Consider the following 13,057-nt stretch of genomic DNA (forward strand, 5'->3'; position numbering starts at 1 on the left):
TCCCTAGTGCAGGGACGCGCGGGCGTTGCCCGCGATGCTCGCGAGCAGGAACAGCGCGTTCACCGCGCCGAAGCCCACCAGGACCACCCACATCAGGCCGGGCCAGATCAGCGCGAGGGCGATCACCACGATGATGAACCCGTAGTCGCGAACGAGCTTGATCAAGCGCACGATGATATTGGTGCTCTTCACCATCGAGACGTCGCCGTCCTCTTTGGCCATCACCGAGGTGACGAGGTTGGTCATCCACAGGGCCGCGAAGGCCGCACCGCACCAGGCGGGCAGCTCAGGCGTGTAGGCGTCGGCGACGGCCACGACCACGGCGACGACCGAGGCCTGGATCGCGATGTCGCTCAGGATGTCGACGCGGGCGCCCGCGTCGGAGCCCGCGCCGGTGACGCGCGCGAGCTGGCCGTCGGCGCAGTCGAGCATGTAGGCGACCTGCCAGAGGACGAGCGCGGCGAGGGCCACGGGCCACCACGGCGCGCCGTCGCGGGCGGCCGGGAGGTAGGCGATGACGGCGGCGCTCGCGGCCAGTCCGAGCACGAGGTTGAGCAGGGTGAGGTGGGTGGGCTTGAGGCCTGTTCGCCATGCGGCGTAAGCGAAGTAGGCGGCGCCGCGCTGGTCGAGCAGGGTGGCCAGGCCGCCGCCGCGGTGTGCGGCGAGGAAGTCGGCGGGCCGGTGGTTCGGACGCGGTGGAGTCACGCGGGCATCCTATAGCGCACACGGCGCGTTCCCATCCGGCCGCGGAACGTGTTGCCGATGACGCCGGTCATGAGCTGCCCTGATACAGATAGTGAACTCCCGAAACCCTGTTGTGTCAAGATCCCGACACTACGCGCGACCGCCGGTCCCTAATATGAGCGCGATCCACACCTTTTGGGACGAAAGTGCTTCTCCCTCGGTAGCCAGCACATGACCGAAAGTCTTAAGGTTGATGGACATTTCATTCCTGGGGAGGAAAATATGGGGGACGAGGTGACCGGTTCTGCCTTGCGGCACTGGGATCATCCCGCGTACACGGCGCGACTCCAGGCGGGTCGGACAGCCCTTGCGCAGCTGCTGGACGACCGGCGACTCGACCGCGACCGGCCCATGACGGGCCTGGAGCTCGAGCTCGACCTCGTTGAGCCGACCGGGGATCCGGCGTTCGCCAACGACGCGGTGCTCGAGCACCTGCACACCTCGGGCGAGAAGGACGCGCTCTACGGCGCCCAACATGAGCTGGGCGCCTTCAACATCGAGTTGAACCTGCCGCCGCGGCTCATGGACGGGGCCGGGATCTCCTGGTACGAGAGCGATATGGCGGCGGTGCTGTCGGAGGTGCGGGAGGCCGCCGACAAGGTAGGGGTGCAGGCATGTCCCATCGGGACGATGCCGACGCTGTTCACGGACCACATGCGCTTGGAGGCGCTGTCGACGGCGCGGCGGTACCGGATCCTCAACGAGCAGATCATGTCGCAGCGCGGGGAGGACCTGCGGATCGACATCCGCGGCGCGGAGTCGGTGGACTTCACGTGCTCGTCGATCGCGCCGGAGTCGGCGAACACGTCCGTGCAATTCCACCTGCAGGTGTCCCCTGAGGACTTCGCGCGGTACTGGAACGCCGCGCAGGCGATCGCCGGCGTACAGGTGGCGATGGGCGCGAACTCGCCGTACCTGTTCGGGCGGCAGCTGTGGGCGGAGACGCGGGTGATCCTGTTCGAGCAGGGCACCGACACGCGGCGGGCGAACCAGCGCGAAGCGGGGGCGAGGCCGCGGGCCTGGTTCGGCGAGCGGTGGATCGACGGGGTACTGGAGCTGTTCGATGAGAACTACCGGCATTTCGCGCCGCTTTTACCGCTGTGCGACGAGGAGGACCCGCTCGCGGTGACCGCCGCCGGAGGGGTGCCGTCGCTGCGAGAACTGCGGTACCACAACGGGACGGTGTACCGGTGGAACCGCCCGGTCTACGACATCTGCTCGGGCCGTCCGCATCTGCGGGTGGAGAACCGGGTGGTCGCGGCGGGGCCGACGTCCATGGACATCTGCGCGAACATGGCGCTGTTCTACGGCCTGGTGGTGCACTTCGCGAACGCGCCGGTCCCGTTGAGCGAGCAGATGGCGTTCGCGCAGGCGGCGGCGAACTTCCGTTCGGCGGCGCGGCACGGGATCAACGCCGACCAGTGGTGGCCGGGCCGGGGCCTCGTCCCGGCGCGCGCGCTCGTGCTGGAGGACCTGCTGCCCAAGGCGGAGGAGGGTCTGGCGGCGATGGGCGTGGTCAGTCGGGACATCGGGCGTTTCCTCGGAGTCATCGAGGCGCGGTGCCGCCGGGGCGTCAACGGCGCGACCTGGCAGGTGGCGCGCGTCCAGGTGGCCGAGCACCGGCAGCGGCTGGAGCGGCGGGACGCGTTGCGGGCCATGGTGCTCGATTACGCGGCCCGTTCGGCGGACGGCAGGCCGGTGCACGACTGGGAGGTTTGACCTCCGCCCTGTCCCGAGGGAGGGGCTTCCCGGCCTGCGGGCCCCGGTGGGGCCCGTCTACGGGTGGGTTCCTGTTTCAACGCCCGCTGCCCGGTCTCCCGAGTCTGACGCAGGCTCGGCAGGCGTTCTACGTGTCCGCCAGCCCGGCGGCCACGAGGCGCTCGCCTTCGCGTCCGATGTTGATCTCGGCGTTCTCGTCTCGACCGTGTCGGGCTCCGCATTCGCATTCCCACAGGCTGATGCGGAGCCCGGCGAGCCCTGCCGGCCCGGTCACTTGGTGTCGGTCTCAGGGGTGGATTCGTCGGAGCCGAGCTTGCGGCGGGAGCGGCCGGTGGACTTCCGGGCGCGGCGCTTGGGCTTCTCCTCGGTCTTCGCCTCCGGCTCGGCCGTGAGGGTCGCGCCCGATTCGACGGGCTTGAGTTCCTGGACCCAGTCGACTTCGGGGTCGGGGCCGCTCCCCGGGAGGTGCTTCGTGTCGCCGTTCTGCGAGTCGTCATACGCGGAGGCGGGTTCGGGGACGGTCCAGCCCGGAGCCGTCTCGACGAGGCCGGTGCGGTCCTCCCGGGCTTCGGGCTGCGGGGCGTCGTCGATCTGGCCGCCCGCCTTGGGCAGCGCGCAGACGATGAGCGAGCCGAGGAGCCCGGCGATCGCCGCATAGGGGCCGACGAGGATCACCGACATCGCGTCGGCGCCGTCGATCGGCGCGGGCCCCGCGTAGAGGTGCGCGACGGTGACGATGAGCGGGCCGGCGATGCCCGAGGCCGCCGCGATGCGGTAGCCCGAGCTGGAGATCGGGCCGCGGCGCGCGAGCACCGCGACGACCACGCCGATCAGCGCCGAGCCGACCACGAACGGGAGCGAGATCGCGAAGCCGCGCGTGCCGAGGAACGAGTCCGGTCCGGCCCACGAGCCCCATACGGCGAGCTCGTTGACCGGGGTGGCCCGGTCGCCGATCTCAATGAACACGGCGAGGATCGCGAGCACCCACACCAGGACCACCGAGGCCCCGACGTTGACCGCGACCGAGCGGGAGCTCAGCCCGATGAGCGCGAGCGCGAAGCCGACGGCGGCGCCGAGCCCGGCCGCGATGAGCGGGTCGACGGGGAAGCTGTTGAAGACCGCTCCCTGCTCGGCCGAGAGCGACACGAGCGGGCCGACGGCGAAAGCGCCGACGGCGCTCGCGAACACGGCGGTCACTCGGATGCCGGGGCCGAGACGGGCCGAGGCCCGGGAGCCGATCGCGCCGGAGGCGAGGCCGCCCACCACGCACGAGGCGGCCGAGAACCAGGCCACCCACGCGAGGTTGGCGTTCGAGCGGTAGTCGAGGACGGGGTCGGCGGCGCCGGGTGCGGCGTCCGCCCAGGAGAGGAGCCCGAAGCCGTAGGCCAGTCCGAGCTGCGCGAGCGCGGCGAGCGCCGCGACCGCGAACCCGGCGCCGACGGTCTTCGCGGCGTATCTAGGTGACATACGTCGCACCGTACTGCGTGTACGCAATGCAGTCTCCGACGGCCGATCGCGTGAGGACGGCGCTGCGTGCTTTCGACCCGGATGCGCAGGCGAGTCCGGTCGGCGCCGTCTCACAGGTGAGGAAACGCGGGGGCCCCAGCTCAGGACGCCCGGCTATGCTCGGGGCATCAAGGCCACCTGCCCGGTCGCCGTGCGAGATCATGCCGATCAGCGAGGAGCATTGCATGTCCAGCGCCTACGAGGCCCTCACCGCGTCACTCGCGGCCGTCGACCCCGAGATCGAACAGGCCATCGAGAACGAGGGTCGCCGCGAGTCCGAGAAGATCCGCCTCATCGCGTCCGAGAACTACGTGTCCCAGGCGGTCATGGAGGCGACGGGGTCGATCCTGACCAACAAGTACTCCGAGGGGTACGCCGGGAAGCGCTACTACGAGGGCCAGCAGTTCATCGACGTCGTCGAGCAGCTGGCCATCGACCGGGCGAAGGCCCTGTTCGGGGCGGACCACGCGAACGTCCAGCCGTACTCCGGCTCGCCTGCGAACCTGGCCGTCTACATGGCGTTCCTGAACCCGGGCGACAAGGTCCTCGGCATGGGGCTGCCCGCGGGCGGGCACCTGACCCACGGCGCGAAGGTCTCGGCCACGGGCAAGTGGTTCGACGCCGTGCACTACGGGGTCCGCCGCGACACGGGCCGCATCGACCTCGACGAGGTCGCCGAGATCGCGCGCCAGGAGCGGCCGAAACTCATCATCTGCGGCGGGACCGCGATCCCCCGCACCGTCGACTTCGCGGGCTTCAAGGCCATCGCCGACGAGGTCGGCGCGGTGCTCATGGCCGACATCGCGCACATCGCCGGTCTCGTCGCGGGCGGGGCGCACCCGACCCCGGTCGGGCACGCCGACGTCGTCACCACCACCACGCACAAGACGCTGCGCGGCCCGCGCGGCGCGATGATCCTCACCAAGGAGGAGCACGCGAAGGCCATCGACAAGGCGGTCTTCCCGGGCCTCCAGGGCGGCCCGCACAACCACACCACGGCGGCGATCGCGGTGGCGCTGAAGGAGGCCGCGCAGGACTCCTTCAAGGACTACGCGGCGCAGATCGTCAAGAACGCGAAGGCGCTCGCGGCGGGCCTGAGCTCGCGCGGGTTCGACCTGGTCTCGGGCGGCACGGACAACCACCTGATCCTGGTGGACCTCACCAGCAAGGACATCCCGGGCAAGCCGGCGGCGAAGGCCCTGGACGCGGCCGGCATCGAGCTGAACTTCAACTCGGTGCCGTTCGACCAGCGCAAGCCGTTCGACCCGTCGGGCCTGCGCATCGGCACGGCCTCGGTGACGACCCGCGGCATGACCGAGGGCGACATGGACCTGATCGCGGGCTGGATCGACCGGGCCGTCGCCGCGGCGAAGGACGGCAAGGACGCCGAGCTCGAGGTCGTGGCCGGCGAGATCCGGGAGCACACGAAGGCGTTCCCGATCCCGGGTTGGCAGGCGTAAGGTCAAGCAGCGCAAGCGGAGAGGGGCGTTCGACCAGCGGGTCGGGCGCCCCTTTCGCGTGCTCCCGGTCACGTCCGGGAGATTTCTGAAATCCGGTTGCAACAGGTGACGAGCCGAAGGCGTCTAGTACGTATAAGTCCCTCCACTTCGCATCGCCCCTGACCACGGCGCCGCCGTCACTCCAAAAAGGAACCCACCCATGCATTCGTCATACCCTCGGCGCGCTGGAAGGCGCGCACTCGCCGTGCTCGGCACGGCCGCACTCGGCGTCGGGGCGTTCGCGCTCCCGGCCGCCGCGCAGACCCCGGAGCCCGCCGCCGACGTGGTGTTCGACGAACCCGTCGAGGCGGGCGCGGACTTCGCCACCGGCGCGATCCACCTCGCCTTCGGCGGCGACTTCGAACCCGGCGAGCACGACGTGACCGCCCAGTTGAGCGTCTACGGCGACGGCTGGCGGCTCGCGGGCGGCACGACCGACGACGGTTCCTGCGAGCTCGGCGGCACCCCCGAGCAGTGGGTGAACTGCACGGCCGCGGACGCCGAGGCCGAGATCGACTTCGCGTTCGACTACGCGGCGGACGCCGGGACGCCCTCCGGGGAGTACGACTATTCGCTGCTCATCGGCGTCGACGGAGTGAACCTCGAGCCGATCAACGGCACCGTCGAGGTCGACGGCGACGACGGGGACCCGACCGAGGACCGCCCCTACCTGCACGGCAGCACCGAGTACACGGACGCCAAGCCCGGTGAGGGCGTCCAGGTCGCGGCCGACTTCCTCCAGGTGGAGCCGCTCCCGGAGGACACCGCGGCCGTGGTCGTCACGGCGTTCGGCTCCGACTACACCCTCAACGGGCTCACCCGGGCGACCGCCGGCTACGACAACTGCACCGAGTACGAGGACACGGTCTCCTGCGTCGTCACCGACTTCGAGGACCTGCCCGAGACGGTGTTCGGCTTCGCCGACCCGATCACCTACGAGGTGAGCGGGACCGCGCCCGGCCCGGTCGAGGTGTGCGGCTGCAGCTACATGGTGCGCACCGTCGACGCGGACGAGCTCGAGGAGCACTACGGCGGCGTGTTCTGGGACGAGGGTTCGGACAACCTGTTCGGGTTCCGCGTCGTCACCGAGCCCGAATCGGAGTTCGAGGACTCGCACTCCGGGTACATCGGCATCACGACCGCGCCGCACCCCTTCGACCTGTCGGTGGCCGCTTCGAATGCCAAGGGCGCCAAGGGCGACCAGGCGCAACTCACGGTCCCGGTGAAGAACCTCGGCACCGCTGACGCGTGGGGCTTCTTCGACGGGCCCGGCTCGTACGGGCTCATCGGCGAGCTGCCGAAGGGCCTGGAGCTGGTGACGATCGACAGCGACGGCGACGACCTGAACTGTTTCGAGTCCGGCGACGCGTTCGTCAAGGACTCGTTCCCGGGGTCGGACCTGAAGAACGCCGACTTCGTGTGCCTCTTCTACAGTCTCGGCGCGGGCGAGTCGTTCGATTTCAAGTTCACCGTGAAGATCACCGACGCCGGCGCGAGCGGCAAGGGCTCCCTCGAGGTCGCCGCGATCGACAACGACGGCTATCCCGGTGTCGCGGACGGCGACAAGCGGAACGACAAGGCCGACATCACGGTCAACGGCAGCGGTTCGCCGAAGCTCCCGAAGACGGGTACCTCGTTCGGGCTGATCATCGGCGTCGCGGCGCTGGTGCTCGTGGTCGGCGTGGTGCTGTTCGTGCTCTCCTCGCGCCGCCGCAAGGCGACTGACGCGGAGTAGGACGCTCCCGCGAGGAGACCAGAGGTGACGGGCCCCGGCCGAATGGCCGGGGCCCGTCCGCGTCCGTGCGGCGTTGCGGCGCGGGGACGCCGGAGGCGGGCCCCGCCTTTCGGCCGGGCCCGCCTCCGGGAGAGCGAAACGCGCCCGGCTCTTGAGAAGCCGCAGCGCGTCGCGTTCTGGTGATGTTCGAGTTGGCAGTCTTCGGCCGGCGCCTTGTGGGCGCGCTCGCCTTCGATCCTTAGCGGGCCAGACCGGCGAGGGCGCGGCCCTCGATGCGGTTGGCCGCCCGGCGCAGGACGCCGGCGGTCGAGAGGCGGACCTTCTCCGGGCGGGTGACGCCGAAAGCGTAAGGCTTGTCGGCACGCCCGTCGTCAACGACCGGGGCGTTCGGCAGGGCCGAGGTGGCAACGGTGTTGGCGGCGTCGACTGCGAGGTATGCACCTACGAGCTCGTTCATGATGATTCCTTCCCGGCAGGGTAAGCCGGTTCGTGGATCTTTCTTGGGGACCGCTCGTCGATGACGCCATTGTCGACGGCGGGAATCCGGTGCGATCGCGATGGACCGCCTCCGGGCCGGGGTCTGAGAGCGGTTGCGGGTTCACCGTCCCGCTCCTGTTCCCCTCGGCTTCATCATCAATGCTAAGGCGTGCGCGTCCGGTAAATCCAGGGATTTTGCGTGGGTCACAGGTGTCCCGCAACACTGTCCACAAAGAGCTTAGTTACCGTTCGGTTATCGAATTCCAGGAGCGGTTCGCGGACGCGTGGCGGTAGTCTGTCCGGATGCGGGACTTGGGAGTTCGCGTCGGCCACTGGACCGGCGAGCACACCGGCTGCACGGTGCTGCTGTTCGAGGAGGGCACGACCGCTTCAGGCGAGGTGCGGGGCGGCGCCCCGGCCAGCCGGGAGATCGAGCTGCTCGACCCCCTGCGCGCGAACACCGGCATCGACGCGGTCCTCCTCACGGGCGGTTCCGCCTTCGGCCTGGCCGCCGCCGACGGGGTGATGCGGTGGCTGGCCGAGCACGACCGGGGCGTCGCGACACCGGGAGGGAAGGTGCCGATCGTGCCGACGCTCGGACTCTTCGACCTCGACGGCTCGGGCACGGTTCCCGCTGCGGCCCAAGGATATGAGGCCTGCGATGCGGCGATGGCGCCGTTCGAGCCGGCCCTGGACGGGCCGATCGGCGCGGGCCGGGGCGCGACGGTCGGGCAATGGCGGGGCGTGACGCTGCCCTCGGGGCTGCGGACGGCCACGGTGTGGGCCGGGCCGGTAGCGGTGTGCGCGCTCGCGGCGGTGAACGCGTTCGGTGAACCAGGGCCGCTGGACCGGGGGCTGCTGCGGCCCGAAGGCTTCGCGGCGGGCTCGTTCGGGCGGAACACCACGATCGGGGTCGTGGTCACGAACGCGCGGCTCGACAAAGTGGACTGCGCGCTGGTCGCGCAGGGCGCGCACGACGGCCTCGCGAAGGCGATCAGCCCGGTGCACACGAGGATGGACGGCGACGCGTTCGTCGCGGCCTCCACCGGGAATCTCGAAGCGTCGGTCGACGTGGTGCGGGCCCTCGCGGTGGAGGCGGTCGCGGAAGCGATCGCCGAAGGGTTCTGAACGGCGAGAAGGCGGACGGAGCGTCCGAGGGGGCGTTCGCGGTCGCCCCCGGTTCCGACAACGTCGCGCGGCCGGTTCCGGGGCAGGTGCCGCCTATGCTGCACCATATGAGACGCCTTCGCACCGCATTCCTCGTGCTGCCGCTGCTCCTCGTGGTGGGCACCGGCGACGCCGGAGCGGAACCGAAGGCCGATCCCTCGGCCGACGGCGCCGGGTCCGACCGGCACCCCTCCAGCTGGATCTACCAGCTCTCCGGCTACGAGGACGACGGCCTCGAAGCCCTCACCGCGGCCCCGCATGACGCGGCCGTCATCGACCTCGCCCGCGACGGCGGGGACGACTACTTCACCGCCGACGAGATCACCGCCCTCAAGGACTCGGGCAAGACCGTCTACGCGTACTTCACCATGGGCTCCATCGAGACCTACCGGCCCGAGCACCCCGCCGTCGCCGCCCACGACCTCGTCCTCAACCGGTGGGGCGACTGGCCCGACGAGTACTTCGTCGAGTACTGGGACCAGCGCTGGTGGGACCTCGTCATGCGACCCCGCCTCGACCAGGCCATGGCCGCCGGATTCGACGGCGTCTACCTCGACGTGCCCAATGCCTATGAGGAGATCGACCTCGCGCTCGTCCCCGGCGAGACCCGGGAGTCGTTGGCGCAGAAGATGGTCGACCTCATCATCGCGGTCGACGCCTACGCGGGCGGCTCCCTCGCCGTCCTGCCGCAGAACTCCCCCGAACTGCGCGAATACCCCGGCTACCTCGACGCCATCGACGGGATCGGCATCGAGGAGCTCTTCTTCCTCAACGCCGACGAGCCCTGCGCCGAGGACTGGTGCGGCGAGAACCTCGCGAACACCCGCGCGATCCGCGACGCCGGGAAACTGGTGCTCGCCGTCGACTACGCCTCCGAGCCGGCGAACATCGCCGCGGCCTGCGCGCGCTACGACGACGAGGGCTTCGCGGGGGCCGTCGCCGGGGTCGACCTCGACGCGATCTACGCGCCCTGCCCCTGAGCCCCGACCTGCGCCTCTCGAGCCGGAACGGGAAACCGGTGTGCCTGCTTCGCGAAAACGCCCCCGAAATCCCTTTTAAACTGGGCGGAGAGACCACCCAGACGGGCATTGGAGGTGATCTATCGAACTTTCGCGCGTTTGGGGGACAGAAACAGAGGTAATTCTGCGATGAAGGCCACTGTATGATAAGCGCCATTGCCTGAATACCTTCGATTGCGAGGTAAACCAATGGTCGAACTCTCCGGTCCGATCGTCACGACCTTCATCCTCTATCTCCTCTTCATGATCCTGATCGGCGTCTGGGTGTACAAGCGCACCAAGACCCTCTCCGACTTCGCGCTCGGCGGCCGATCGCTCAACGCCCCCACCGCCGCCCTCTCCGCCCAGGCCTCCGACATGTCCGGTTGGCTCCTCATGGGCCTGCCCGGCGCGGTCTACGCCGCCGGCATCGGCGAGGCCTGGATCGCCGTGGGCCTCTTCGTCGGCATCTACCTCAACTGGCGCATCGTCGCCCCGCGCCTGCGCACCTACACCGAGCGGGCCCACAACTCGATCAGCCTCTCCGCGTACCTCGAATCCCGCTTCGAGGACCGCACCCACCTGCTGCGCGTGGTCTCAGCCCTGGTCATCGGCGTCTTCTTCACGCTGTACGTCGCCTCCGGCCTGGTCGCGGGCGGCCTGCTGTTCGAGACCATCTTCGGCGTCGAGCCCACCGTCGCCATCACCGTCGCCGTGATCGTCATCGTGGTCTACACGTTCCTCGGCGGATTCCTGGCGGTGTCCTTCACCGACTTCGTCCAGGGCATCCTCATGTTCTTCGCCCTCGTCGTGGCCCCCATCGGGGCGATCCTCGCGATCGGCGGCATCGGCCCGATGTTCGACGGGATCGGAGCGACGAGCCCCAACCTGCTCGACTGGGTCGACGAGGCCGCCTACGCCGACGGCGCGTGGACCGCCGGCACGTCGCTCAGCTTCGTCGCCGTCGCCGGGCTCCTGGCATGGGGCCTCGGCTACCCGGGCCAGCCGCACATCCTCGCCCGCTTCATGGGCATCCGCTCGGTCAAGGACATCCCCGCCGCCCGCCGCATCGCCACCGGCTGGTCGTTCTTCGCCCTCGCCGCCGCCGTCATCATCGGCCTGGTCGGCATCGTCTACATCGACGAACCGCTCGCGAACCCCGAGACCGTGTTCCTCGTCCTGGTCGAGAACCAGTTCGCGCCCTGGATCGCGGGCATTCTCCTGGCCGCCGTCCTGGCGGCGGTCATGTCGACCGCGGACTCCCAACTGCTCGTCGCCTCCACCGCCGTCACCGAGGACTTCTACCGCCGCTACCTCCGCCGGGAAGCCGGCGACGGCGAACTGGTGTGGATCGGCCGCGGCGCGGTCGTCGTCGTCGCCGTCATCGCCTACTTCCTGGCGCTGCAGGGCGGCACGGTGCTCGACATCGTCGCGTTCGCATGGGCGGGCTTCGGCGCCGCATTCGGACCGGTCATCGTGCTCTCGCTGTACTGGAAGCGCATGACCTGGGCGGGCGCCCTGGCCGGCATGGTCACCGGCGCCACCGTCGTGGTCTGGTGGGAGCAGATCGGCTCACCCGGCGGCGTCTACTCGATGCTCCCCGGATGGGGCGCCGCACTGGCCGCCGCACTCATCTTCGGCCGCCTCGGACGGAGGCCCGAACGCGAATGGGCCGGCTCCTACCACGACGAGGAGCCCGAACCCGCCGTCCCGTCGTAAGGCATCTTGCGCGACCGCTTCATCTGATACATGGCCTGGTCGGCAGCCCAAAGCGTCTGCGATGGGTTGCCGCCGGCCGCCAAACGCGCCCAGCCGATCGACACGTCCACCGGCGTGCCCGGCACCGAGTACTCCCAGTTCTCGCCCGACACCGCCACCCGGATGCGCTGCGACACCGCGTCCGCGTCGTACTCGGTCGCCCCCGGCAGCACCAGGATGAACTCGTCACCGCCGGTGCGCGCCAACAGGTCCCCGGTCCGCACCACACTCGACAGGAGCGCCGCCACCCGCTGCAGGATCGCATCGCCCGCCTGATGGCCGTGCGTGTCGTTGACCGCCTTGAACCCGTCCAGGTCGAGCACCGCGATCATCCCGTCCCCATCCACATCGGACAAGAACTCGTCGAGGCGCCGCCGGTTCGGCAGACCCGTCAGGTCATCGGTGTTCGCCCGGTCCGCCCAGCCCGCGACCGCCCGCCGCAACTGGTCCCGGTCCACCAGGGCCCCGGCCGAATCCAAGTAGATCGTGTGGAACTCGTTGATCTGCTTGTACAACGCGTACGTCGTCGCATGCGCCGCCAGGATCGACGCCGCATGATCGCCCTTCGCCACCAGCGCCAGCGAACGCAGATGCTGCGGCTCCATCACCCCGAGCGTCTCGTCCCCGATCTCCCGCGCCTCCAGCACCTCCAAGGCCTCCAGGCCCCGCGCCTGCGCGATCAACCGCGACGCCCGCGCGAGCGTCCGCAGGTCCATCGCCTCCACCGACGACGTCTCGTCCGGCAGCAGATGCTCCACGGTCCAGTTCTCGCCCACCCCGAGCAGGCTCACCCGCGCCAGCGCGTAGTGGATCCACTCGATCTCGCGCGCGTCGAGCTCGTGCAGGATCGGCTTCACCCGGCGAAGCTCCTTGAGCAGCAAGTAGTTGCAGGCCCGCGCGTCGCCCGTGTAGTAGCGCAGGAGCGCGTCCCGGACCCGGACCTCGACGCCCTCCACCGAGGCGCGGCCGACGCCGGTGCCCCCGGCGAGGGTGTGGCACTGGTCGAGCGCCTGGGAGGCCTGCTGCTGGTAGCCGCAGTTGGAGAGGATCACGGCGAGGTCGTACCAGGCGTCGACGGCGGCCTGGCTCTCCTCGGTCATGGCCTGGAGGGCGCGGCGCGAGAGCACCAGCTGCTCGGCGGTGAGGCCGAGGGCCTTGATGTAGTGGTGGTAGTACCAGGCCGCGAGCGCGTGGTACTTGCCGGTGAGGCGGGCGTCCTGGCAGCGGGAGACGGCGGCGCCGGCCTGGTCGATGGTGCCGGGGATCTTGTCGGTGGCACGCTGTGAGATCTGGCCCTGGAGGATGAACAGCCAGGCCTGGGCGCGCTGATGCACCGTGTCGGAGTTGTAGACGATCCAGGTGGCCTCGGCGACGGCCTCGGCGACCTGTCCGGACCGCATGAGGGCGCGCAGACGCCGATACTGATCGGCATAATCACGCGCAGACGTGATCCC

The 13,057-nt window shown here is 69.9% G+C and carries 11 protein-coding genes; 6 read left to right on the top strand and 5 right to left on the bottom strand.

The window, feature by feature from the left end:
- Positions 1-3: 3 nt before the first annotated feature.
- Entirely contained in the window at positions 4-705 is a 702-nt protein-coding gene (locus tag JHY01_RS12130; RefSeq protein WP_205325907.1) for a CDP-alcohol phosphatidyltransferase family protein, read from the bottom strand.
- A gap of 261 nt (positions 706-966) precedes the next feature.
- Here JHY01_RS12130 and JHY01_RS12135 point away from each other — a divergent pair, with 261 nt between their 5' ends.
- Entirely contained in the window at positions 967-2,463 is a 1,497-nt protein-coding gene (locus tag JHY01_RS12135) for a glutamate--cysteine ligase (RefSeq protein WP_374199524.1), read from the top strand.
- 127 nt (positions 2,464-2,590) lie between these two features.
- Here JHY01_RS12135 and JHY01_RS12140 read toward each other — a convergent pair whose 3' ends face one another.
- On the bottom strand, positions 2,591-2,737 hold the full coding sequence (locus JHY01_RS12140; RefSeq protein WP_205325909.1) for a transposase: 147 nt from the start codon (positions 2,735-2,737) through the stop codon (positions 2,591-2,593).
- Positions 2,734-3,930 (bottom strand): hypothetical protein, encoded by a 1,197-nt coding sequence (locus JHY01_RS12145; RefSeq protein WP_205325910.1) that lies wholly within the window; start codon positions 3,928-3,930, stop codon positions 2,734-2,736. The genes JHY01_RS12140 and JHY01_RS12145 overlap by 4 nt, the downstream gene beginning before the upstream one ends.
- A 224-nt stretch (positions 3,931-4,154) precedes the next feature.
- Here JHY01_RS12145 and glyA point away from each other — a divergent pair, with 224 nt between their 5' ends.
- Complete coding sequence (glyA, locus tag JHY01_RS12150; RefSeq protein WP_205325911.1) at positions 4,155-5,429, top strand: serine hydroxymethyltransferase; 1,275 nt, start codon at positions 4,155-4,157, stop codon at positions 5,427-5,429.
- A gap of 199 nt (positions 5,430-5,628) precedes the next feature.
- On the top strand, positions 5,629-7,203 hold the full coding sequence (locus tag JHY01_RS12155) for an LPXTG cell wall anchor domain-containing protein (RefSeq protein ID WP_205325912.1): 1,575 nt from the start codon (positions 5,629-5,631) through the stop codon (positions 7,201-7,203).
- Between the two features lie 238 nt (positions 7,204-7,441).
- On the opposite strand, the gene JHY01_RS12160 is transcribed toward JHY01_RS12155, so the two are convergent.
- Complete coding sequence (locus tag JHY01_RS12160; RefSeq protein ID WP_205325913.1) at positions 7,442-7,660, bottom strand: hypothetical protein; 219 nt, start codon at positions 7,658-7,660, stop codon at positions 7,442-7,444.
- A 323-nt stretch (positions 7,661-7,983) separates the two neighbouring features.
- On the opposite strand from JHY01_RS12160, the gene JHY01_RS12165 reads away from it, so the two are divergent.
- The 3 genes from JHY01_RS12165 to putP all read left to right on the top strand — a co-directional run bounded on the left by JHY01_RS12165 (position 7,984) and on the right by putP (position 11,564).
- The gene (locus tag JHY01_RS12165) at positions 7,984-8,808 is read left to right on the top strand and encodes a P1 family peptidase (RefSeq protein WP_205325914.1); all 825 of its coding nucleotides are present in this window, start codon (positions 7,984-7,986) and stop codon (positions 8,806-8,808) included.
- Positions 8,809-8,915: 107 nt separating this feature from the next.
- Positions 8,916-9,827 (top strand): endo alpha-1,4 polygalactosaminidase, encoded by a 912-nt coding sequence (locus JHY01_RS12170; protein WP_205325915.1) that lies wholly within the window; start codon positions 8,916-8,918, stop codon positions 9,825-9,827.
- 228 nt (positions 9,828-10,055) lie between these two features.
- Positions 10,056-11,564: a sodium/proline symporter PutP gene (putP, locus tag JHY01_RS12175; RefSeq protein WP_205325916.1), complete on the top strand. Its 1,509-nt coding sequence runs from the start codon at positions 10,056-10,058 to the stop codon at positions 11,562-11,564.
- On the opposite strand, the gene JHY01_RS12180 is transcribed toward putP, so the two are convergent.
- Positions 11,525-13,003: a diguanylate cyclase gene (locus JHY01_RS12180; protein WP_205325917.1), complete on the bottom strand. Its 1,479-nt coding sequence runs from the start codon at positions 13,001-13,003 to the stop codon at positions 11,525-11,527. The two genes, putP and JHY01_RS12180, sit on opposite strands and share 40 nt — an antisense overlap.
- Between the last annotated feature and the right edge of the window lie 54 nt (positions 13,004-13,057).

Origin of the sequence: Glycomyces sp. YM15 (assembly GCF_016918015.1) — a bacterium.
In the GTDB taxonomy this organism is placed as follows: Bacteria; Actinomycetota; Actinomycetes; order Mycobacteriales; family Micromonosporaceae; genus Glycomyces.